Raw genomic sequence first — 21,538 nt, 5'->3', positions numbered from 1 at the left:
GCGAAACGATGTCGCGGACTACTGGGTGGTGTCGAAGGCGCTGCTCGACGATCCGAAATCGCCGAGGGTGCGGAACGACAGGTTGAAGCCGATGCTCTGCGTCACCTCCCTGGTGTTCAGGTCGCGCGACTGCGAGTACGTCATCAGATAGGTGAAGCAGGAATCATTGTAGGCGAAACCGACCCCGTCCTTGACCAGCAGGCTTTCCTCGAGGTCATAGGTTCCCGTCCCGAACACGCGCCAGTTCTCGGCAAGATGCGTGGACGCGCCGAGCGTGACCTCGTGGCGGTCGGTGGTGAAGCCATAGAGCGGCTGAGCCTGGATGAAGGCGTATTTGGCGCTCAGCGACACCGGTAGGCCGGAATAGGCGGCCTTTACCTCGGCGCGGCGAACCTCGAAGCTCTGCTCGTCGAAACGGCCGCTGACCGAGGCGGCGAACCCGTTCGGGCTGCTGACGCCAAACAGGCCGACATAGTCCGACTTGGTGTTTTCGAGGCCCGAATAGGCGCCGACATTGACCAGGTCCGGCGCGTCGAAGGAGTTCTCGCCGCCGATCTGGTAGGACTGGCCGAAGATGGCGTTGGTGCCCCAGCCGTTGATGTAGGAACCGGAATAGCGAAGGCCCACATTGGCGCGCGAGCCGCCTTCGATGCGGTCATAGCCGGAGAACTTGTCGCGCTCGAACAGGGTGCTCGCGTCGAAAACCATGCTCTGCGCATCTTCGTTCGGGACGGCAAGGCCGCCGACATATTGTTCGTTCGGGCGCAGGAAGACCTGCGCCATCGGCTCGAACACATGACTGGAGCCGCTGGCCATCGAAAACAGCAGCGGCCAGCTCATCTCGAGTCCGGCGGTTGCCATATAGCGGGCGAAAGACGAGCGCATGTCATCCTGCTCGCCCAAATTCGTCGCCATCTGGTTGACGGCTGCGAGTGAAGCTGATGACGCGTTGACATAGTCGACGTCGCCCTGCAGCGCCAGCAAGGGTGTCAGCACCAACCCGTCATCGGTGACAAATGACCGCTTCCATTCGGCTTGGGCGGTGAGCCGGCCGGATTCGCCCTCGATGCCGCGCACACGTTGGGTGCCTGAAGGGGGGAAGTAGGGAGTGAAATAGGTCTCGTCGAGGTCATCGCGGCGGATGACGCGCGAATTGACGTTGAACGACAGCTGGCCGCCTGCGACCGATGTATCCGGAATGTAGGCATAGTCAAGCGAGGGCAGCACCCAGGGCTGCTGGCCGCTTCGCGCAGCGATGCTGCTGTCGAGCGTGTTTTCCTGCACCTCGAAATGCATGGCGCGCAGGTCGAAATAATTACGGCCGTCGAGCCCCGTCAGGTAAACCGACGACTGGTGAACGTACCCGTTGTATTTGTCGATGGCGTAGGTATTCGAGAAGTTCTTGTCGGTCTGCAGCAGCACGTCCCAGCCGAAATTCCAGCGCGAATTGATGGCGAACTGGCCTTGTGTGCCCATCATGCCGCGGAATTTGTTGGGATCGCCAGCCTTGCCCGAATCGATATTGCGGCCGGCGGCGTCGATGAAGGCGTCGGGGTCTCGCTGCTGAATCCCCGCGATCTTCAGGCTGTATTCGCCATTGTTGAAGCGCTGGCGCCACTCGGCCTCACCGAGAAAGCCCTGCTTGGTAAAGCCGGTGCCGGTGACGGTCAGGTCGTAGGTCGGCGAGAGCGCGAAATAATAGGGGACCTTCACCCCCACGCCCAGATCGCTTTTGAAGACGATGCCGGGGATCAGGAAGCCGCTCTTGCGCTTCACCGTCGGGTCGGCGATCTCGAACGCCGGCAGGTAGGCTAGCGGGAAGCCGAAGAATTCGAAATTCGCGTTCTCGAAGCGGACCGTCTTCTTTTCGCCGTTCCAGATGATCTTCCTGGCCTTCACACGCCAGGTCGGCGCCTTGTCGGGCTTGTCCTCGCACGGTTCGCAGGCAGTGTAGACGCCATTGTGGAAGGTGGTCAGCACGCCGCCCATGCGTTCGGCGCTTTCGGCGGCGAAATAGGCCTTGTCGATGGTTTCGACGCGGAGCGCGTTGACGAAACCGTCGGCGAAGTCGTCGGTGATGTCGATATGATCCGAATTGATCTTGGTGCCGTCGCTGTTGATCACCTCGACATTGCCGCTTGCGACCATGCGCTTGGTGTTGCGGTTGTACTCGACCTTCTGCGCGACAAGTCGGTTGCCGCCATAGTCGATCTGCACGCCGCCGACGGCGGTCACGGTCTGATTGTCGTTGTTATAGACCAGCGTATCGGCCGCCAGCAGCATCTGCGAGCCGGACGGCACCTTGGTCGCCATGTCGCCGACATCCTGCGCGATCGCAGGCAGCGGAACCGCGCATGCAAACAGGCATGCCAAGGCGGTCGCCGCATAAAGGCGCGCCAAACCGGCCTGCCTGTTACTGGGCAAAAAGGCCTCCCTCACTAGCCGTCTTCCTTGTATAGCAGGAAAGTCACCCCGAAGAACATAGCTACCACGACCGGCACCCAGGCAGCTACGACAGTCGGCACGAACCCCGCCACGCCGAATGCCTTCACCAGCACCGAAACGACATAAAGCAGAAACCCGGCAACGACGCCACCCAGAATCATCGTTGCCGATTGCCCCATCCTCGCAAATCGCATTGAAACTGTTGCCGCAATTAGCGTCATGGCGACGAGCAGGAACGGCAACGCCACCAGCGAATCGAACTGCATGGCAAAGGCATTTGCCTTGAGGCCGAAGGAACGGGCAACCTCGATTTTTCCCGGCAGATCGTAGAATGGAATGGTCTCCGGGCGCGCCAGCCGCTCCTGCACGAATTCGGGCTTCAGATTGGTCGGCACGCGATCGTTTGCCGCAGGCTGGATGGTGCCGTTCCTGAAGGTCTTGACGTCCTGCAATTCCCAGTAGCCGTCCCGCAGGTAGGCGCGCGCGGCATCCTTGCGCTCGACGATATCGCCTTGCGGGTCGAGGATGAAAAAGACAGCGTCAGCCATCTCCAGGCCCTGGTTGAGGATGGCGCGCGCTCCGATGATGGTGTCTCCGGAGCTGGTTTTCTGCCGGATCCAGGGCGCGGCGTCGGCCGACACCGTATTCGACTTGCCCGAGCGCAACTGGGTTTCGATCTGTTCGGACCAGGAAAAGGCGTGCGCTGCGAGCGGGTTGATGAGACCGACCGACAGGACGCCGAACAACAGCGCTCCGATGCAGCACGGCAGAAGGAACTGCCAGGCCGAAACGCCGGCTGAGCGCGCTATGACCAGTTCATACCTGCGGTTGAGCGAGACCAGCGTCGCCATCGCCGAGAAGAGACCGACAAACGGCACGGTCTGCAGCATGATCATCGGCATCCTGAGTCCGGAAATGGCCAGCGCCGTTCCATAGGTGAAGCCGGGCAGGCCGGTCGTGCGGCCGGAAAGCTCGGTGAAATCGATCAGGAACACCAGCGCAAGCAGGCCGATGAAGAACCACACGGTGATCGTGACATAGCGGAAGAAGAAGTAGCGTCCCAGCGTCCAGCCCATCAGCTGACCCCCTGGCCCGAGGCGCTGCGCCTGGAGAGGCGCAGCTTGACGGCATTCCAGGCGTCAGCCATCCGGCTTGCGAGATTCGTCAGCCAATCTGCCCAGGCCACTGGCAGTTCCATCGTCCGGTTGGATGCGATGAACCAGATTGCCACCGCCGACGACACGATGGGCACGCCGTAGACCATATACGCATATTGCGGGACCTCGTCGGCCTTGCTGGCGGCGAAGAAGCCCAGCCAGCGCACGAACAGCGATATCGCGATGGCCGTGATCAGCGGATTGACGCGCGCCTCGCGATGCGAGCGTGCGTCTCCGGCGACCGCCAGTGCGATCAGCGCGAAGACCATGGAATAGAGCCATTCCGAGAATCGCTGGTCGACCTCCGCCCGGTATTCGTTCGGGCGCTGCTGGTAGACCTTGTCGTTGGCACTCGGGTTGAGCAGGTACTGGGTCGTCTGGTCTTTTGGCATCAGCGTCACCTCCGACGCTGCCGCCATGAAGGCCGACATGTCGAAGGCATAGGAGGTGAAGCGGATAACCGAGAGGTCGCCGGTCAGCGTCTTTCGATGGATGACACCGTCATTCATCATCAGCACCTTTTCGCCGCCGCGTTCGACGATGCTGCCGGTCTTGGCATAATAGACGAGGTTGACGCCTTCCTCGCGCGAATCCGCGACGAAGATGCCGCCCAGCCGGTTGTCGGGAAGCCGCTCGCCGATCTGCAGGAACAGCCCATCATCGATCTTGCGGAATGTGCCCTCCTGGATGATCAGCGACAGAAGATCCGCGCGTGACTCCGCCACCAGCATCCGGTTCTTCTGGCGCGCGTAAGGGTCGATGCCGTTGTCGACGGCGAAGGAAAAGACGCTGGCCGCGGCCGCGAGAATCATGATCGGCCGCACGATGGTCCAGCGCGAGGCGCCCGCTGCGTTGACGACGGCGAGCTCCGAATCCGAATTCATGACGCTGAGCGTCTGGGCAACCGCCACCACGAGCGCGAAGGGCACCACGATCGGAATGATCGAGGGAAGAATGAGGGCCGCAACCTCGAAGAAGGTCAGCGCCGACTGGCCGCTGTCGGTGACGAGGTCGATCTTGGCCAGCACCTGCGTCGTCCAGACAATGGCCAGCGTCCAGGCCAGCGCTGCAATAAAGACCACGAAAGCGCGGCGCATGATGTAGCGTTCAACGACCTTCATGAAGGCTTTTCTCAATTTTCTCGAACGGCATCATGCCACCGGATAAGGGTAGCCGTCCGGCGACGCCCGCACAACTGGCTGCGTCGGGCTCTGTCAGGCAGACGATCCGGTTCCCGTCCCACATCGCGCGCCACGTTGGGCCGGAGTGTCGGCGGGATTGGATAAGAAAGGGCGAACATCGATGGTTAACAACAGGTTGCGGCCAAAAAGCGGAGCCGTGCCGCGACGAATCGCCGTCGATTCATGTGCCATATGGGGAGCCCGTTTGGCAAAGTCTTGCCAAATGCCGGAAAACGACCAAATGTCGCGGATCGCTCCCAACCGCTTCGCGCGAGCCGCGCATTCCCCGAAAGCAGGACATGATGAACCAGAGACCCTCGATCGCCTTCGCAAAATTCGCCGCGCCGCAGACCGCCGCGAACAGAAGGGGGACGGTCTTCGTGCTGGCGGCGGATGATGGTGGCCTGAGCGAAACCGCCGCGGCGTATGATCCCGGCAAGACGCTGGAACGGGCCTTCCCTGTGGCCGAATTCACGGCCAAGTTCGCCAGCGTGGTGGAAGTGCTGACGCCACAGGCAAGCTCGCTCGACAGGCTGGTCGCGATCGGCGCCGGCAAGGTATCCGGGCTCGACGAATACGCCTGGACGAAGCTTGGAGGCACCATCGCGGGGTCGCTACGCAAGGCGACGGACGTGGCGGTGGTGCTCGACGTGGTCGGCGCCTCGTCAAGCGGTGCGCAGGCGGCCAGCCTTGCCGCGGGTATTCTTCTGCGCAGCTATTCCTTCGATAAGTACAAGACCAGGAAAGACAAGGACGATGGCCAAGGCGACAAGGCCGAGCCGAAAAAGCCGGCCAAGATAACCATCCACACCGCCGATCCGGCGGGTGCGAAGAAGGCCTTCGCCGAGACCGAGGCGGTGATCGACGGCGTGCTTTTGGCACGTGACCTCGTCAACGAGCCGGCAAACGTCCTGGGACCGGTCGAGTTTGCCGCCCGCGCCAAGGAACTGGAGGCCCTCGGCGTCAAGGTCGAGATCCTGGCCGAGAAGGAACTGAAGAAACTCGGCATGGGGTCGCTGCTCGGTGTTGCGCAAGGCTCGCCGCGCGGCGCCCGCATGGCCGTCATGCAGTGGAACGGCGGCAAGGCCAAGGACAGCCCGGTCGCCTTCATCGGCAAGGGCGTCACTTTCGACACTGGCGGCAATTCGATGAAACCGGCATCCGGCATGGAGGACATGAAGGGCGACATGGGCGGGGCCGCGGCTGTGACCGGGCTGATGCATGCGCTCGCCGGCCGCAAGGCGAAGGCCAATGTCGTCGGCATCATCGGGCTTGTGGAAAATGCCGTCGACGGCCATGCGCAGCGTCCCGGCGACATCGTGACCTCGATGTCGGGCCAGACCATCGAAGTGCTCAACACCGATGCGGAGGGGCGCCTGGTGCTGGCCGACGCGCTCTGGTACTGCAATGACCGCTTCCAGCCGAAGTTCATGGTCAATCTGGCGACGTTGACCGGCGCGATCATGGTCGCGCTCGGCCAGCACTATGCCGGCCTGTTCTCCAACAATGACGAACTGGCGGAACGCCTGGCGACAGCCGGGCAGTCGACGCAGGAGCGACTGTGGCGCATGCCGCTCGGTCCTGAATATGACAAGCTGATCGATTCCAAGAATGCCGATATGAAGAACATCGGCGGCCGCTATGGCGGCGCCATCATCGCCGCGCAGTTCTTGCAGCGCTTCGTCAAGGACACGCCCTGGGCGCATCTCGACATCGCAGGCACCGCCATGGGGGCGCTGTCGAACGAAATCAACCAGTCCTGGGGTTCCGGCTTTGGCGTGCGGCTGCTCGACCGGCTCGTGCGCGACCACTACGAGAGCTGATCGGGACCCATGGCCGACGTGCTGTTTTATCACCTGACCGAATCGACGCTGGAGGATGCGCTGCCCGGCCTCCTTGAGCGCAGCGTCGATCGCGGCTGGCGCGCCGTGGTGCAGACAGGCACCGAGGAGCGGCGCGACGCGCTCGACCAGCATCTGTGGACGTTCCGTGACGATTCTTTCCTCGCGCACGCCACTGATCGCGAAGCCCATCCCGCTGAACAGCCGATCCTTTTGACCACCGGCGAAGGCAACCCGAACGCGGCGCAGATACGCTTCCTGGTGGACGGCGCTGCGCCGCCGGACCTTGGCGGCTACGAGCGCGCCGTGTTCCTGTTCGACGGCCACGATGCGGCCCAGGTCGAGGCCGCCCGCGGGCACTGGAAGACGATGAAAGACGCCGGCCACGCGGTGACGTATTGGCAGCAGACGCCCGACCGCCGCTGGGAACGCAAGGCCTGAGGGACGTCAGCGGCGGCTGATCACTGCCTTGTTGATAATGTGGATCGCGATCATCGAGCCGGAAGAAACCTGTCGCTCGTCACATGAGCAGCCTTACTTCTTCACTTGCGGATGGATCGTCTCCCCGCGCTTGAGCATCTCGACAAAACTCTCGATCTTCTTCCTGCGCCCGGCTTCGGTCTTCATGTTGTGGATACGGAAGGCGAGCGCGAAGCGGTTCTGCGCGCTGAGTTTTTCGAGCATTTGCCGAGCCTCTGGCTCGGCATCGATCGCGGCCTGCAGGTCATCGGGAATTTTCATGTCCTTGCCGCTGGCATAGGCACGCGCCCAGCGGCCATCGGCCTTGGCGGCTTCGACCTCGGCGAGCCCATGCCGCGTCATCCGGCCGTCGTCGATCAGCCGGGCGACATTGTCGATGTTGATCTGGCTCCAGATGCTTTTCTTCGTCCTCGGCGTGTAACGCTGCAGGAAGCTCTTGTCGTCGAGCCCCTTGCGCACCGCGTCGATCCAGCCCCAGCACAGCACGACCTCGATCGCTTCCTTTGCCGAGATCGACTTCAGTCCCGAGCCAGTCTTGTGGATTTTGATCCAGACCTCGGTTTCCCTGTCATGATGTTCGCCGAGCCAGGTATAAAAGCTCTCGGCGTCCTCGAATTCGTGCACCTTGTCGGGGTCGACCTTGACCGGCGCCATTTGCGGCCTCGTCCATGCTTTGCGATTGCACTTTCAATGCGGCATTTCCCGCTGGATGACAATCGAAGGCGAAGATGATGGCTGTCGGATGAGGGCAGTTCTGCGGTGGCCCGCAGGCGCGGACCACCGCGGGTGTCGTTTCACTGCCCGCCCATTTCCTTCTTGAACGTGTCGAAATCGACCTGCATGCCATTGAAGATGGTGCTCCAATGGCGGGTCAGCGCCGCCATCGCCACCGCCTCCTGGATTTCCTCATCGGTAGCGCCGGCGCGCTTGGCGTTTTGCGTGTCCGACCAGATGCAGTAGTTGCACGGGATCTGCGCCGCCACTGCCAGCGAGATCAATGACTTTACCTTTGGCGGCAGCGCCGTCTTGTCGCTGAGTTCGATGGCCTTGACCTCGGCCCAGGCGCCGGGCAGACCGGCTTTGGGAAGTTGCTTCACAAAGCTCGGCACGCCGCCCATGGTCGACTGGATGTCCTTTATGGTTGCATCGTAGTCGTCGGCATAGGCAGGGGCCGCGGCGAGGACGCAGGCCACGGCGGTTAGAGCCAACGCACGATGGAGGGACGAATGCACGGATTTGGCAATGCGATGGTGTGACATGTTTCCTCCTCTGGTCTTTGTTAGCCTTACTGTGTAAGGTGAAGTGAAAAATGAACCTTACGCTGTAAGTTGTCAAGCGCGGCCATGGACTCATCGATCAAAAAAAAGCGAGCACGCGGACGGCTATCCCGCGAGATGATCGAGGATGCCGCTTTCGAGGTGATCGAGAAGGAGGGCCTTTCCGGTTTTTCGATGCGCAAGCTCGCCGCCGTGCTCGGCTGCGAGGCGATGAGCATTTATCATCACTTCCCCTCGCAAGCGCACCTCTATGAGGCGCTGGTCGATCGCCAGGTCAGCGGGATGGTTATCCCCGACGACAGCATGCCGTGGCGCGACAGGATTCGGATGGTCATGCATGAGTTTCGCCGTGTTGCGAGTGAGCATCCGGCCTTTGCGCCATTCCTTGTCGTCTACCGGATGAATTCGCCGCCTTGCCTTGCGATGCTGAACGGCGTCATCGGCCTGTTCGAGGCTGGCGGTTTCGGCCCGGAACTCAGCGCCAGGCTGTTTCGCACCGCCAGCTATTATCTCATGGGCGCGATCCTCGACGAGACAGCGGGCTACGCCAAGGGCCCGTCGGCGGTGACCACCGTCGACGACGAGCAACTGGCGAAGGATTTCCCCAGTGTCATGGCGGCCGGGACCTATTTCGGCACCGGCGGTTTCGACAAGACATTCGAACTCGGCCTCGACATGCTATTGGACGAAATGGAGCGCCTGCGCGACAGCGCCAATGCAGGCTAATTGTCCGGCAACGTCCGATTACAAGGTGATTCCCTGAATGCGCTTTCTGTTCCTGTTGATCCTGCTCGCCGGCATCGGCGTCGGCGCCATCTATCCATGGGCGATGACCAATTTCTCCGGTCACCAGATCGGCAACTGGCGGGTCTATGAGGGTGGCCGCTTCAGGCAGGTCACAGTGCCGCTTGCCGCGCGCGATGCGCCGGTCAGGGTGCTGGTCGACTTGACCGCGAGGGCCGAGCGCATCGTTTCGCAGCAGCGCACGGTGCTGACGCTGACAGCCGCCTCCGGCGGCCGCACGGTGCTTGCCTCGACGCTTCAGTTCAATCATTCCGACAATCCGCGTCAGGCGAGCCCGCAACTGCCCGACAAGATCTTCCGCGATGAGGCTGGCGTGATCCGGACCGTCGGCCCCGGCCCCTATGTCTTCACCGTCGGTCCCGGCGACGCCGACGACATCCCGATACGCGCGGTCGATCTTGTCTTGCGCTCCGGTGTGGGCGAGACCGACAGCCGTGCGCGACCGGTTGGCTTCGCGCTGATGGCGATCGGCTTGATCGGCTTCCTGCTGTCCTTGCGTTCTGCCGGCGGCCGGCCGCAAAATCCGAATTCACAGCCACCGCCGCCACGTTGGGGCAGGGGTTCCACATGAACTATCGCCACGCCTATCACGCCGGAAATTTTGCCGACGTCCTCAAGCACGTCGTGCTGACGCGGCTGCTTGAATATCTGAAGCAGAAGGACAAGGCGTTCCGCGTCATCGACACTCATGCAGGCATCGGCCGCTACGATCTGTCCTCGCCCGAGGCGCAGAAGACCGGCGAATGGCAAGGCGGCATCGGCCGGCTGGTCGATGCCGCGCCCGAAGCCCAGGCCGCAATGCTGCTCGCTCCCTATCTCGACGCGGTGCGTGCGTGCAACGCAGACGGTCCATTGAAAAAATATCCGGGCTCGCCGCTGGTCGCGCGGCACCTTCTGCGTAAGCAGGACCGGCTATCGGCGATCGAGCTGCACCCGAAGGATGTCGCGAAGCTGAAGACGGAATTCGCCGGCGATTTCCAGACAAGGGTGATCGAGCTCGACGGCTGGCTGGCGCTCGGCGCACACCTGCCGCCGAAGGAAAAGCGCGGACTGGTGCTGATCGATCCGCCATTCGAGGAAGAGGGCGAGTTCGGCCGCCTCGTCGACGGGCTGGCGAAGGCGCACAAGCGCTGGCCGGGCGGCATCTATGCGCTGTGGTATCCGATCAAGGACCGCAAGGCGGTGATTGGCTTCCGCAAGGCACTGAAGGAAACCGGCGTTCCGAAATTGCTCGACATCGAATTCGAAATCCGGCCCGCGTCGCAAGAGCCCAGCCTCGACGGCAGCGGCCTGGTCGTGGCCAACCCGCCTTTCACGCTGGAAGGTGAATTGCGCATTCTCCTGCCGGCCCTGCACAAATTGCTGGTCTTGGAAAAGCCGGCGCACTGGACGCTGAACTGGCTGGCAGGGGAGTAGCAGCGGGATGCAGGCTGCGAGCGGCGTCCTTACAGATGCGCCAAGACAAACAGTTAAAGCGGGTCTGCGGCCGGCCCGGCTCCGCTCCGCTGGAATTGGTGGCCGGCTTCTGCCTCGCCATCGGCGCCGCGGTGCCCTATGCCGCCGGCGCGCTCATCCTGTTCACGGTGGCGGCGAACCTGCTCGTCCTGCCCTTCTGGCGCCATCACGGGCCGGAAAGGCAGGCGCTGAGGTCCGCCTTCCTGGTCAACATCGCCGTTATCGGCGGGCTGCTGCTGGCGGCGCGCCCCGGCTGATGGCCGGCGGCCAAAGTCGGCGGCCACGCCCTGGAAACCATTGTCAATGCAATCGCTTGACCGCCGCCCGGCGAATCCCGCACAGTGCGCGCAATCGACCTTGAGAGGCTGCCATGACTCGCTTCGCCCGCTCCGCCCTTGCCGCCCTGATCTCGCTCTGCACGCCATTTGGCACATCGCTTGGCTTCACCCAGGCGGCGCAAGCCGCCGATCTTGCCGTCTATTCTGACGAGGACAGCGGCATTTGCGGCGAAGCCTGGGTGCTGAACAAGATCACCAGCCGCTTCTCCTATCAGGTGCGGCACGTCCCGCACCTGCCGGATGTCGCGATCACCGATTTCCACCGCATCCACCAGCACCGCTACTTGCCGGCCAGCGAGGAATGGCCGATCGGCCGGCGCTATTGCGGCGCCACGGTCGCCCTGTCAGATGGCCGCGACCGCGCCATCTGGTACCTGATCGAGGAAGGCCAGGGCTTTGCCTCGATCGGCGACAATGTCGAATTCTGCGTCTCGGGCTTCGACCGCTGGATGGTCTACAACGGCCGCTGCCGCATCCTGCGCTAGCGGGCGGTTTCCAGTCTCGATTTCGTTAGAGCCTGCGGCTCAAGCCGCGGGCCTTTTCTGCGACTCGGGGTATCGGCCCTGACGAAAATATGTGCCGCGCGGCACGCGCCGACAATGTTTGCCAATCGCAGTGCTATTTCCTGCCTCGCGTCGCCTCGGCTTCACCGATGATCTTTCGAAGAAAGGCAACGTGACCGCGAAAAGCGCGGCGCCCGATCGTCGTTGCTTTGATCCGTGTCCGCGGCCGCCGCCCGACGAAAAGCTTTTCAACATCGACGTAGCCCGCTTTGGCCAGCGTATCGAGATGCGCGCCGAGATTTCCGTCGGTGGTTTCGATCATGGCTTTCAGTTGCGTGAACTCCAGCGCCTCGCGTCTTTCCAGCGTGTTCAGGGCGGCCATGATCCTGAGCCGTGTACCCTGATGGATGATGTCGTCGGCACTCATCAATGGCTCCAATGCTGCGGACCTTGAGCTGTCACCCTACGGCTCTGCAGCCTCGGGCAGTACTAACCATTCGCCTTTGTGAACGACATCGAACACACTTGCCAGAATACTCTGGCATACAGAGTAATCTGTCAATTCAGTGATGAAGCCAGGCTTGACAAGGTGATCTCCAGATCGGCGCATCGCATTGCACTTGTAATCCGAAGGGACCGGTCGCCTGCAAAAGATGATCATTCTCTATAAGCCGCAGCTCATGATATTCGCGGCCGAAGATCAATGCGCGAAGCTGCTTGCTGATCTTTGCAGCTTCATGGCAGGCGCGCCCACGCAGCGCATCGAGAATGTCGATGCCAAATTGCTGGCGATATCGGAAGATAACGCCATATTTTTGCGATGATGAGTGTGATCATGTGTCGATCGCAACGAAAATTTAAGCTGAGAAAATCATATCATTGCTTCGCTGGCTAGCGAGGCGCGAGTCAGATAAGCATGACACGCCGGGCCATTAACGGTCGTCGGCATAACGCAAGGGGCATCGCATGGCTAAGCAGTCATCAAAAGCGCCGGCATCCAAGGCACCGGCAAAGAAAGCACCTGTAAAAGCGGCGGCGGCGAAAGCCGCGACCGCGGTCAAGAAAGCAGCACCCGCTGCCAAGCCGAAGGCGGCAGCGCCGAAGGCAAAGGCGGCACCGGCCAAGAAGCCGGCAGCCAAGACAGCCGCGAAACCGGCGGCGAAGAAGGCAGCGCCCGCCAAGGCCAGCGCCGCATCTGCAAAGAAGGCTGCACCGGCCAAGAAGGCCGCTCCGGCAAAGAAAGCCGCTCCGGCCAGGAAGCCGGCTGCCAAGGCCGCGGCCAAGCCCGCTGCCAAGAAGGCAGCCCCTGCCAAGGCTCCGGCCAAGGCTGCCGCGGCGAAGTCTTCGGCACCGGTGAAGAAGGCGGCGCCAGCCGCCAAGAAAGCAGCGCCGGCGAAGGCCGCGAAGAAGTAGTCACGTTTCTTCGCGCCGGGGACCGTGTCGGCAGAAATGAGGGCAGGTGCCGTTGAGGCCTCGCGCCCTCTGCTCTGGCATTGGGGCGCAACGAGAGGGGCGGACGTCAGATATCTTTCGCAGCTCCCAGGACTTCGCCGCAGGGCGAAGTCCGGTGGGCTTTTTGTTGCGCGCTATCGTGCGGCGGCGGAACGATCGTTGGTCTTGTCCGGCCTGTCGGAGTGTTGCCGTCATCACATGTGGCGCATCCTGATCAAGGCGTACAAGAGACCAGGGCATGCAGGAGTGGTCGCCGGCTGCTGGCGGCTGGTTTTTCCGCTTCTGGCTGTTGCGCGGGGAAGGGCGCCCGGTCAACAGTGACGGGCTGCCAACAGGAACCCGATCATGCCGAAGCTGCTTTACGCCTCCACGTCCCCCTATAGTTCCAAGGTACGAATGGCGGCCCTTTATGCCGGCATCGCGGTCGACCTGGCGCCTGTCAAGACCGAAGACAAGCCGGCCGAACTGATCGGCGCCAATCCGCTGGGCAAGATCCCCGTGCTGGTGCTCGACGACGGCCGCTCGATCCACGACAGCCGAGCCATCACCCAGCAGCTCAACCGGATGTCGAAGAGCGCGCTGTTTCCGCGCAATCCCGACAAGCGGCTGGAAGCGGAAGTGCTGGAAGCGTTGGCGGACGGCATCTGCGACTGTGCGCTGTCGATGGTTTATGAGCGCCGCACGCGGCCCGAGGAGATGGTCTACCAGCCCTGGCTCGATCGCCAGTGGGCGAAGATCACCGCCGCGCTCGATCTACTCAACGCCAATCCGCCGAAACTGCCGAAGAAGATCACCGCCGGCCAGATGGCGCTGCGCGCCTGCCTTGGCTACCTGGCGCTGCGTTTCGCCGGGAAATGGGAAAAAGGCCGCAACCGGCTGGTCCGCTGGGCCGCGCGCTTCGATGAGAAATTCCCGGACCTGAAACCCTGCGTTCCCGCGTGAGCGGCCGACAATAAAAAAGCCGGGCGCGAGGCCCGGCTTCTTCGTGTCGTGGCTTGAACGACTTAGAACTTCATACCGACGCCGAAGGTGACGCGGTTGTCGGTGGCCTTGACCTTGCCGATGCCATCGAAGTCCTTGCTGCCGAAGTCGGTGTAGCGGTATTCGACGCGGCCGAACACATTGTCGGTCAGCTTGATGTCGGTACCAAGACCGGCGGTCCAGCCGATCATGGTGGCGCGGTCGCTGGCGCCGAGGACGCTGTCCTCCACCTTCAGGCTCCTGCCGGCGAGACCACCGGTGCCGTAGAGCAGGATTTCCGGGGTCACAGCGTAGCCGAGACGGGCACGCAGCGAGCCTTCGAAGCCGGCCTTGGAATCGATGCCATTATCGTCGCCCTTGACGCCGTTGTAGCCGAGTTCGGCTTCACCGCCGTAGACGAAGTTCTCCTGCTGCCACTGATAGCCGCCGAAGACGCTGCCGATGAAGCCCTTGGTATCGGTTTCAACGTCGAAATCCTTTTCCTTGGTACGGCCGCTGAAGCCATAGCCAAGATTAAGACCGGCATAGGGGCCGGCCCAGGACGCGACGGGCAGTTCGGCGACCGGGGCAGGCGCCGGCGGCTCTTCCTGGACCACATCGGCGGCATAGGCAGTTCCACCGAGGGCGAAGAGCCCGAGCGCTACGGCCAGCGGCCGTGCGAATTTGAGATTGGCTTGCATTGTTGTTTACTCCTTAAGCCACAGGACACAGGCTTGTTCTTACGATCGCCCATCAACCCGTCCGGGGGGTGAAACGGATCTGGCGTTCGTCGGTTCCAAATGTCGTGTCGAAATACGGCTGAAGCGAACCTGAACTTGGGTCATTCCCCGGCGCGAATGAGGCAGAAATTTGGCGTTGCATCTTCGCAACAGCGAAATGTCAGCAGATTGGCCGTGCTGCACCGCAGGTGGCTTGGTGCAAGGAGTCCAGCCTCCTATATTGTGTTGAGGCCGGCTCATTGCCGGCCGGCTCGAGATGCCGAACCGGCCGTTTCGCCACAATGTTGCCGCAGCTGCGAACGCCATTTAACGGGTGGCGGGCCATAATTTGCCGGCGCCCTCCTTCGCGCCGAAACCGAGGATTGACAACAGATGAGCAAAGCCACCGCGGCGCTGGTGACGGGCGGGGCAAAACGGATCGGTAGCGCGATTGTCGAGGATCTCGCCGCCCACGGTTTTGCCGTCGCCATTCACTGCAACCGCTCGCGCGATGACGCGGATGCGCTTGCCCAGCGGATCAACCGCGCCGGCGGCCACGCCGCCGTGGTCGCCGCCGATCTGACCGACATGGCCGAGGTCGGCGACCTGGTCGGCCGCGCCGAAGCCGCGCTCGGGCCGATCTCGCTGCTGGTCAACAACGCTTCGCTGTTCGAGGACGATTCGGTTCTTGATTTCGACTGGCAGGGCTGGGACCGCCACTTCGCCATTCATGTGAAGACCCCGGCGCTGTTGGCGCAGAACTTTGCCCGGGCCCTGCCGGACGGGCGGGAGGGGCTGATCGTCAACATGATCGACCAGCGTGTCTGGCGGCCGACGCCGCGCTACTTCTCCTATGCGCTGTCGAAGTCCGCCTTGTGGACGGCAACCCAGATGATGGCGCAGGCGCTCGGCCCGCGCATCCGCGTCAATGCCATCGGTCCCGGCCCGACCTTGAAGAACGCGCACCAGGACGACAGTGACTTTGCCGCGCAACTCGCCGGTCTCATTTTGAAACGCGGCCCGCAATTGCCGGAATTCGGCGCCACAATCCGCTATCTCTGGGAAGCCCGCTCGGTTACCGGGCAGATGATCGCGCTTGATGGCGGCCAGCATCTTGCATGGCGCACACCTGATGTGACAGGCATGACGGAATGAGTCCCGCAGAGCAGAAACACAAGATGCGTGGCGGCGCCGACGATCTGCCTCCCGAAATCGACGTCGAGGACGAGGCGGCGGAGGAGATCGTCGAACCGGCCGGCCCGGACGTCGCCTTCACCGCCATCGACTGGACGCCGCATGCCGGCGATGCCGACGGCATGGTCGGCGCCGAAGTGATCCAGACGCTGGTCAAGCGGCTGCCCAATGCGCCGGGCGTCTACCGCATGATGAATGCCAATGGCGACGTGCTCTATGTCGGCAAGGCTCGCAGCCTGAAGAAGCGCGTCACCAATTACGCGCAAGGCCGCTTCCACACCAACCGCATCGGCCGCATGGTGCGCGAGACCGCGACGATGGAGTTCGTCGTCACTCGCACCGAGATCGAGGCGCTGCTGTTGGAGGCCAACCTCATCAAGCGGCTGCGGCCACGTTTCAACGTGCTGATGCGCGACGACAAGTCGTTTCCCTACATCCTCTTGACCGGCGACCATGTCTCGCCCGGCATCTACAAGCATCGCGGCGCGCGTTCGCGCAAAGGTGATTATTTCGGCCCCTTCGCTTCCGCGGGCGCGGTCGGCCGCACCATCAATTCCTTGCAGCGCGCCTTCCTCCTGAGGAGTTGCACCAACTCCTTCTACGAGAACCGCACGCGGCCTTGCCTGCTCTATCAGATCAAGCGCTGCGCCGGTCCGTGCACCGGCGAGATTTCGCATAGCGACTATGCCGAGCTGGTTGCCGAGGCGAAGGATTTTCTTTCCGGCCGCAGCCAGAAGGTGAAGACCGAGATTTCGGCCGCCATGCAGCAGGCCTCGCAAGACCTCGATTTCGAGCGCGCCGCCATCTATCGAGACCGGCTGGCGGCACTCTCGCACGTGCAGAGCCACCAGGGCATCAATCCGCAGACCGTCGACGAGGCCGATGTCTTCGCCATCCATCAGGAGGGCGGCCAGGTCTGCATCCAGGTGTTCTTCTTCCGCACCGGCCAGAACTGGGGCAACCGCGCCTATTTCCCGAAGGCCGATCCGGCGCTGGAAGGCGCAGAGGTGCTGGGCTCGTTCCTGGCGCAGTTCTACGACGACAAGCCGACGCCGCAGGCCATTCTGCTGTCGCACGCCGTGGAGGACCAGGAACTGTTGGCCGAGGCGCTCTCGACCCGCGCCGGCCGCAAAGTATCGATCTCGGTGCCGCAGCGCGGCGAGAAGAAGGACCTGACCGACAACGCGTTGCAAAATGCCCGCGAGGCGCTCGGCCGTCGGCTGGCCGAAACCTCGACGCAGGCCAGGTTGCTCGCCGGCTTCGCCGAGACCTTCGGGCTCGAAAAGCCGCCGGTGCGCATCGAGGTCTACGACAATTCGCACATCATGGGCACCAACGCCGTCGGCGCCATGGTCGTCGCCGGGCCGGAAGGTTTTGTGAAGAACCAGTACCGGAAATTCAATATCCGCTCGACCGAGATCACGCCCGGCGACGATTTCGGCATGATGCGCGAAGTGATGGAGCGGCGGTTTTCACGATTGCTCAAGGAGCATGGCGATATGACGCCCAACGATGCCGCGGCAGGCGAGGCGGACAGCGATGAGGGCGACATGTCGGGCGGCTTCCCTGCCTGGCCCGACGTCATCCTGATCGATGGCGGCCAGGGCCAGATGAGCGCGGTGCGCAAGATCCTCGCCGATCTCGGCATCGAGGACCGGGTCGTGGCCATCGGCATCGCCAAGGGCCAGGACCGCGACGCGGGCCGCGAGCGCTTCTTCGTCAAGGGCAGGGACTCGTTTTCGCTGCCGGTACGCGATCCCGTGCTCTATTTTGTCCAGCGCCTGCGCGACGAGGTTCACCGTTTCGCCATCGGCTCGCACCGGGCTCGCCGCAAGAAGGAGATGGTCAAGAGCCCGCTCGACGAGATCGGCGGCATCGGCCCCAGCCGCAAGCGGGCGCTGCTGATGCATTTCGGCACCGCCAAGGCGGTCGGTCGCGCGGCAATCGAGGACCTGGTAAAGGTCGAAGGCATTTCCGAGCAGGTGGCCAGACTGGTTTACAACCATTTCCACGAGAACTGATGCATGTCGCCCGAAAGCGACCGTCGGCTCCCGGGCGAAGCAAGGAGCGGCGCGGCGTAGCCCGCGAGATGACAAGATTGGCCTATTTTTGCTGGCCAATCGATTTTGGCCTGTTGACCCCCTACATCAGCTTCTGATTTGAGTACGCAGGCAGAAAGAGTTCCCCCGGATATGGCTCAGCGCGCGTTCAACCTTCCGAACATCCTCACCTACGCCCGCATTATCGCGGTGCCGCTGGTGGTGCTGTGCTTTTTCCTCGAGGGACATCTGAAGTCGAGCGACTTCGCCCGCTGGTCGGCGCTGATCATTTTCCTGCTGGCGTCCATCACCGACTATTTCGATGGCTATTTCGCCCGCGCCTGGAAGCAGACCTCGAACATCGGCAAGATGCTCGACCCCATTGCCGACAAGCTGCTGGTCGCGACATGCCTGCTGCTGCTTGCCGCCGACACCGACCGCCATGCCGGCATTGCCGGCTGGTCTCTGTGGGCGGCGATCATCATCCTGTGCCGCGAAATCCTGGTTTCGGGCCTGCGCGAATATTTGGCCGCGCTCAAGGTCTCTGTGCCGGTGACGCAGCTTGCCAAATGGAAAACCACTATCCAGATGGTCGCCATCGCCTTCCTGCTCGCCGGGCCGGCCGGCGACAAGATTTTTCCGCTCACCACACAGACCGGCCTGGTGCTGTTGTGGATCGCTGCCCTGGTCACGCTTTACACCGGCTATGACTACTTCCGCGCCGGCCTCAAGCACATCATGGACGAATAGGATGACGAAGCTCATCTACTTCGCCTGGGTGCGGGAGCGAATCGGCAAGCCGGACGAAGACGTGGACTTGCCGCATGGCGTCGAGACGGTCGCGGACCTCTTGCGCTGGCTGAAGTCGCGCGGCGAGGAATACGACCATGCGCTGCAATATCCCGACGTGATCCGCGTCGCTATCAACCAGGAACATGTCGAGCACGGCGAAAAGATATCTGGCGCGCGCGAGATCGCGCTGTTTCCGCCGATGACCGGGGGCTGAGATGGCCGGCGCGGTCGTACCTGTCGTGCGCGTCGAGGCGCAGGATTTTGACGTCGCCGCCGAAATCGCCAGACTGACGCAAGGCCGCGCCGACATCGGCGCTGTGGTCACCTTCTCGGGCCTGTGCCGTGACGAGCAGGGGACGCTCTCGGCCCTTGAGCTCGAGCATTATCCGGGTATGGCAGAGGCCGAAATCGCCCGCATCGCGGCCGAAGCGGTTCAGCGCTGGCCGCTGCAGGGCATCACCGCCATCCACCGTCATGGCAAGATCCGGCCAGGCGAGAACATCGTGCTGGTGGTGGCGGCCTCCGTGCATCGGCAAGCCGCGTTCGAGGCGGCGAATTTCCTCATGGATTATCTGAAGTCGCAGGCTCCCTTTTGGAAAAAGGAGCATCATGCCGACGGCTCCGAGGGCGGCTGGGTCGAGGCCAAGGAGAAAGACGAGCAGGCGGCAGGGCGCTGGAAAAGGCCACCGTCCGAATAATTTTGCATCAGCCACGCATTGACCGCAATCCTTTGGCCAATTCGTTGTTGGTCAGCCTGGGCTGTGGCCAGCCCGGGGAAGGGAGATGGTCGTGCTGGACAGGATAGCGGAGTTCTTCGTCTTCGGTTTCGTGCCTCTGGTCGTCGGTATACTGGCCGTGCCGGAACTCTCCGTGGCCGCCGAAAAAGCCCTGAAAGGCGAGGTGACCTACCGCGAGCGCATCGCCTTGCCGCCCAATGCCGTGCTCTCGGTCCAGCTTGCCGATGTCTCGTTGGCCGATGCGCCCGCCAAAATCGTCGGCGAACAGAAGCTGACGCCGGCAGGCCAGGTGCCGATCAGTTTTACGGTCAAATTCGATCCGTCCCGGATCCAGCGGCGGATGACCTATGCGTTGCAGGCCCGCATCACCGTCGGCGACAGGCTCCTGTTCATCTCGGATGAGCGCCATCAAGTCGATCCGCTGACCGATGCGCCGCAAACCATCATGCTCAAGATGGTGACGCCAAGCCCCGAGCCCACTGCTTCCGTTCTCGATCAGCTTTGGCTTCTCGATTATGTCGACGGCGTAGCCATCGCCGCGCCGCAAGCGACATTCCGGGTGAGTGAAGCAGGCAAGGCCGGCGGCAACGGTCCCTGCAACAGCTATTTTGCCACCGCCAACCTCGATGGCCAGAAGATCGCGATCAGCGACATCGGCTCGACCTACAAGGCCTGCGCGCCCGAGGTGATGGCGGAGGAAAAGGCGCTGTTCGAGGCTCTGGCAAAGGCGGCTTCGTATAAAGTCGATGCCGGCAAGTTGACCATCGCCGACGGGAACGGCCGCGAAATCCTGCGTTTCAGCGCCGCGAGCTGATGCCGTGAAACGGCTGTCGGCGGAGGTCAGCCGCTCATTTTTTCGAACACGGCGCCATAGTGGTAGGGCGGCACCTCGACCAGCTCGATGAATTTGAGGCCGGCCGCCTCGACGGCCGTGATGGTCTGTTCCGGCGATATCCTCAATTCGGTCTTCGGTCCGCGGGGCTCGCCGAGCACCGTGGTTTGTTCACGCGGCTGCTGATGCCAGTTGACGACAACAAAGCGTCCGGCAGGGACGAGCGCTTCGCTAACGGCTCGCGCCAGCCGTGGCCGGTCCGGCACGCCGTGGAAGGCGTTTGCCATGAAGATGAAATCGACGGGGCGGGATATCAGGCTCGCGAGTTCATAGGCATCGCCCGCTACGAGATCGAAATTCCTCGTGCCGTTTTCATTGAGCCGGCGACGGGTGACGTCGAGCAGGTCGGCATCGATATCGATGCCGACGACATGGCGGGCGACCCTGGCGATGGGCAACGTAAACCAGCCGTCGCCACAGCAGAGGTCGGCCACCTCCATGCCCGGCTTCAGTCCCGTTGACGAAAGCACGGCACCGGGGTCGGGCCACAGCACCTCCCACCAGCCGCTCGATGGCATCTCGGTGCCCTGGAAGAAGCCGGGAATGGTGCTGGTCATGCTTCGCCGGCTCCCTGTGCCTGACCGACTTTAGCGCGGGCAAGGGTTCAACGGCAGTGCCGGATCGATCCGTTTCAATGAAAAAGGCCGGCAATCCGCCGGCCTTTTTCGGTCACAATGCCAGGGTCGGCTCAGCCGACGATCTCGGTGTCGGAGAACCAGTACTTGATCTCCTGCGCGGCGGTTTCCGGCGCGTCCGAACCGTGCACCGAATTCTCGCCGATCGACAGCGCATGCACCTTGCGGATGGTGCCTTCGGCGGCGTTGGCCGGGTTGGTGGCGCCCATCACCTCACGGTTCCTGGCAATGGCGTTCTCGCCTTCCAGCACCTGCACGATCGTCGGCGCCGACGACATGAATTCCACCAGCTCGCCGAAGAACGGACGATCCTTGTGGACGGCGTAAAAACCTTCCGCCTCACGGCGGCTCATCCAAACGCGGCGCGAAGCGATGACGCGCAGACCGGCATCTTCCAGCATCTTGGTGATAGCGCCGGTGAGATTGCGCCGCGTTGCGTCCGGCTTGATCATGGAAAAGGTGCGTTCGAGCGCCATTGGGTCGTCCTTGTCTGGTTGGATTGGGAGTGGCGGGCTCTATACAAGCCGGCCGGCCCATTGCCAAGAGGAAGTCGACAGAGGTGTCGTAAGCAGATGAGTTGTCCGGATTAGGTAGCACGTGAGTTGTCCGGTTTTATCGCCAGCGGATGGAGGCTGGG

General features: G+C 62.6%; 25 protein-coding genes. 16 read left to right on the top strand and 9 right to left on the bottom strand.

The window, feature by feature from the left end:
- Window positions 1-18: 18 nt before the first annotated feature.
- From LB547_RS31550 to lptF, 3 genes are read right to left on the bottom strand one after another with little or no spacing between them, the layout of a single operon-like run.
- Window positions 19-2,439, bottom strand: coding sequence for an LPS-assembly protein LptD (locus LB547_RS31550; RefSeq protein WP_181172056.1), 2,421 nt, complete (start codon window positions 2,437-2,439; stop codon window positions 19-21).
- Window positions 2,439-3,524 carry an LPS export ABC transporter permease LptG gene (gene lptG / locus LB547_RS31545; protein ID WP_181165175.1) on the bottom strand — a complete coding sequence of 362 codons (1,086 nt, stop codon included), beginning with the start codon at window positions 3,522-3,524 and terminating at the stop codon, window positions 2,439-2,441. The genes LB547_RS31550 and lptG overlap by 1 nt, the downstream gene beginning before the upstream one ends.
- Window positions 3,521-4,723 (bottom strand): LPS export ABC transporter permease LptF, encoded by a 1,203-nt coding sequence (lptF, locus tag LB547_RS31540; RefSeq protein WP_140494430.1) that lies wholly within the window; start codon window positions 4,721-4,723, stop codon window positions 3,521-3,523. Before lptF ends, lptG begins: the two co-directional genes overlap by 4 nt.
- Window positions 4,724-5,085: 362 nt before the next feature.
- Between lptF and LB547_RS31535 the strand changes: the two genes are divergently transcribed.
- Complete coding sequence (locus LB547_RS31535; RefSeq protein WP_140666190.1) at window positions 5,086-6,606, top strand: leucyl aminopeptidase; 1,521 nt, start codon at window positions 5,086-5,088, stop codon at window positions 6,604-6,606.
- A gap of 9 nt (window positions 6,607-6,615) precedes the next feature.
- The gene (locus LB547_RS31530; RefSeq protein WP_140494426.1) at window positions 6,616-7,065 is read left to right on the top strand and encodes a DNA polymerase III subunit chi; all 450 of its coding nucleotides are present in this window, start codon (window positions 6,616-6,618) and stop codon (window positions 7,063-7,065) included.
- 93 nt (window positions 7,066-7,158) lie between these two features.
- Here the strand turns inward: LB547_RS31530 and LB547_RS31525 are convergent, their stop codons facing one another.
- Both LB547_RS31525 and LB547_RS31520 read right to left on the bottom strand, forming a co-directional pair.
- Window positions 7,159-7,758 carry a YdeI/OmpD-associated family protein gene (locus LB547_RS31525; RefSeq protein ID WP_140494424.1) on the bottom strand — a complete coding sequence of 200 codons (600 nt, stop codon included), beginning with the start codon at window positions 7,756-7,758 and terminating at the stop codon, window positions 7,159-7,161.
- Between the two features lie 140 nt (window positions 7,759-7,898).
- The gene (locus tag LB547_RS31520; protein ID WP_140494422.1) at window positions 7,899-8,363 is read right to left on the bottom strand and encodes a carboxymuconolactone decarboxylase family protein; all 465 of its coding nucleotides are present in this window, start codon (window positions 8,361-8,363) and stop codon (window positions 7,899-7,901) included.
- 135 nt (window positions 8,364-8,498) lie between these two features.
- Here LB547_RS31520 and LB547_RS31515 point away from each other — a divergent pair, with 135 nt between their 5' ends.
- The 5 genes from LB547_RS31515 to LB547_RS31495 all read left to right on the top strand — a co-directional run bounded on the left by LB547_RS31515 (window position 8,499) and on the right by LB547_RS31495 (window position 11,463).
- The gene (locus LB547_RS31515; RefSeq protein WP_224519188.1) at window positions 8,499-9,107 is read left to right on the top strand and encodes a TetR/AcrR family transcriptional regulator; all 609 of its coding nucleotides are present in this window, start codon (window positions 8,499-8,501) and stop codon (window positions 9,105-9,107) included.
- Window positions 9,108-9,144: 37 nt separating this feature from the next.
- Window positions 9,145-9,756, top strand: a complete 612-nt coding sequence (locus LB547_RS31510) for a hypothetical protein (protein WP_140666186.1) — start codon at window positions 9,145-9,147, stop codon at window positions 9,754-9,756.
- Window positions 9,753-10,601 carry a 23S rRNA (adenine(2030)-N(6))-methyltransferase RlmJ gene (locus LB547_RS31505; protein ID WP_140584457.1) on the top strand — a complete coding sequence of 283 codons (849 nt, stop codon included), beginning with the start codon at window positions 9,753-9,755 and terminating at the stop codon, window positions 10,599-10,601. Before LB547_RS31510 ends, LB547_RS31505 begins: the two co-directional genes overlap by 4 nt.
- A gap of 35 nt (window positions 10,602-10,636) precedes the next feature.
- On the top strand, window positions 10,637-10,897 hold the full coding sequence (locus tag LB547_RS31500; protein ID WP_181165134.1) for a DoxX family protein: 261 nt from the start codon (window positions 10,637-10,639) through the stop codon (window positions 10,895-10,897).
- Window positions 10,898-11,010: 113 nt separating this feature from the next.
- A complete protein-coding gene (locus LB547_RS31495) occupies window positions 11,011-11,463 on the top strand; it encodes a hypothetical protein (protein ID WP_140494414.1) in 453 nt (150 codons plus the stop codon).
- Between the two features lie 133 nt (window positions 11,464-11,596).
- Here LB547_RS31495 and LB547_RS31490 read toward each other — a convergent pair whose 3' ends face one another.
- The gene (locus tag LB547_RS31490) at window positions 11,597-11,908 is read right to left on the bottom strand and encodes a transcriptional regulator (protein ID WP_140494412.1); all 312 of its coding nucleotides are present in this window, start codon (window positions 11,906-11,908) and stop codon (window positions 11,597-11,599) included.
- Window positions 11,909-12,134: 226 nt separating this feature from the next.
- Here LB547_RS31490 and LB547_RS31485 point away from each other — a divergent pair, with 226 nt between their 5' ends.
- The 3 genes from LB547_RS31485 (at window position 12,135) to LB547_RS31475 (ending at window position 13,875) form a co-directional block, all read left to right on the top strand.
- Window positions 12,135-12,305 carry a hypothetical protein gene (locus LB547_RS31485; protein WP_181167200.1) on the top strand — a complete coding sequence of 57 codons (171 nt, stop codon included), beginning with the start codon at window positions 12,135-12,137 and terminating at the stop codon, window positions 12,303-12,305.
- Between the two features lie 142 nt (window positions 12,306-12,447).
- Complete coding sequence (locus tag LB547_RS31480; protein WP_140494410.1) at window positions 12,448-12,894, top strand: histone; 447 nt, start codon at window positions 12,448-12,450, stop codon at window positions 12,892-12,894.
- A 384-nt stretch (window positions 12,895-13,278) separates the two neighbouring features.
- Entirely contained in the window at window positions 13,279-13,875 is a 597-nt protein-coding gene (locus LB547_RS31475) for a glutathione S-transferase family protein (protein ID WP_140494408.1), read from the top strand.
- 62 nt (window positions 13,876-13,937) lie between these two features.
- Here LB547_RS31475 and LB547_RS31470 read toward each other — a convergent pair whose 3' ends face one another.
- Window positions 13,938-14,594, bottom strand: a complete 657-nt coding sequence (locus LB547_RS31470) for an outer membrane protein (RefSeq protein ID WP_140494406.1) — start codon at window positions 14,592-14,594, stop codon at window positions 13,938-13,940.
- A 411-nt stretch (window positions 14,595-15,005) separates the two neighbouring features.
- Between LB547_RS31470 and LB547_RS31465 the strand changes: the two genes are divergently transcribed.
- From LB547_RS31465 to LB547_RS31440, 6 genes are all read left to right on the top strand, one after another.
- On the top strand, window positions 15,006-15,767 hold the full coding sequence (locus LB547_RS31465) for an SDR family oxidoreductase (RefSeq protein ID WP_140517862.1): 762 nt from the start codon (window positions 15,006-15,008) through the stop codon (window positions 15,765-15,767).
- On the top strand, window positions 15,764-17,827 hold the full coding sequence (uvrC, locus tag LB547_RS31460) for an excinuclease ABC subunit UvrC (protein WP_140764325.1): 2,064 nt from the start codon (window positions 15,764-15,766) through the stop codon (window positions 17,825-17,827). Before LB547_RS31465 ends, uvrC begins: the two co-directional genes overlap by 4 nt.
- Before the next feature lie 171 nt (window positions 17,828-17,998).
- Window positions 17,999-18,595 carry a CDP-diacylglycerol--glycerol-3-phosphate 3-phosphatidyltransferase gene (gene pgsA, locus LB547_RS31455; RefSeq protein WP_140494400.1) on the top strand — a complete coding sequence of 199 codons (597 nt, stop codon included), beginning with the start codon at window positions 17,999-18,001 and terminating at the stop codon, window positions 18,593-18,595.
- 1 nt (window position 18,596) lies between these two features.
- A complete protein-coding gene (moaD, locus tag LB547_RS31450; RefSeq protein WP_140520631.1) occupies window positions 18,597-18,851 on the top strand; it encodes a molybdopterin converting factor subunit 1 in 255 nt (84 codons plus the stop codon).
- A 1-nt stretch (window position 18,852) separates the two neighbouring features.
- Window positions 18,853-19,335, top strand: coding sequence for a molybdenum cofactor biosynthesis protein MoaE (locus LB547_RS31445; RefSeq protein ID WP_140517865.1), 483 nt, complete (start codon window positions 18,853-18,855; stop codon window positions 19,333-19,335).
- A 91-nt stretch (window positions 19,336-19,426) separates the two neighbouring features.
- A complete protein-coding gene (locus tag LB547_RS31440; RefSeq protein ID WP_140561848.1) occupies window positions 19,427-20,188 on the top strand; it encodes a YbaY family lipoprotein in 762 nt (253 codons plus the stop codon).
- Window positions 20,189-20,214: 26 nt separating this feature from the next.
- Here LB547_RS31440 and LB547_RS31435 read toward each other — a convergent pair whose 3' ends face one another.
- The gene (locus LB547_RS31435; protein ID WP_140738121.1) at window positions 20,215-20,823 is read right to left on the bottom strand and encodes a class I SAM-dependent methyltransferase; all 609 of its coding nucleotides are present in this window, start codon (window positions 20,821-20,823) and stop codon (window positions 20,215-20,217) included.
- A gap of 131 nt (window positions 20,824-20,954) precedes the next feature.
- Window positions 20,955-21,377: a nucleoside-diphosphate kinase gene (gene ndk / locus LB547_RS31430; RefSeq protein WP_010915217.1), complete on the bottom strand. Its 423-nt coding sequence runs from the start codon at window positions 21,375-21,377 to the stop codon at window positions 20,955-20,957.
- Between the last annotated feature and the right edge of the window lie 161 nt (window positions 21,378-21,538).

This window comes from Mesorhizobium sp. B264B1B, from assembly GCF_020165765.1.
In the GTDB taxonomy this organism is placed as follows: Bacteria; Pseudomonadota; Alphaproteobacteria; order Rhizobiales; family Rhizobiaceae; genus Mesorhizobium.
Note: the sequence above shows the minus strand (reverse complement) of the source record. Positions and strands in the feature narration are given on the sequence as shown.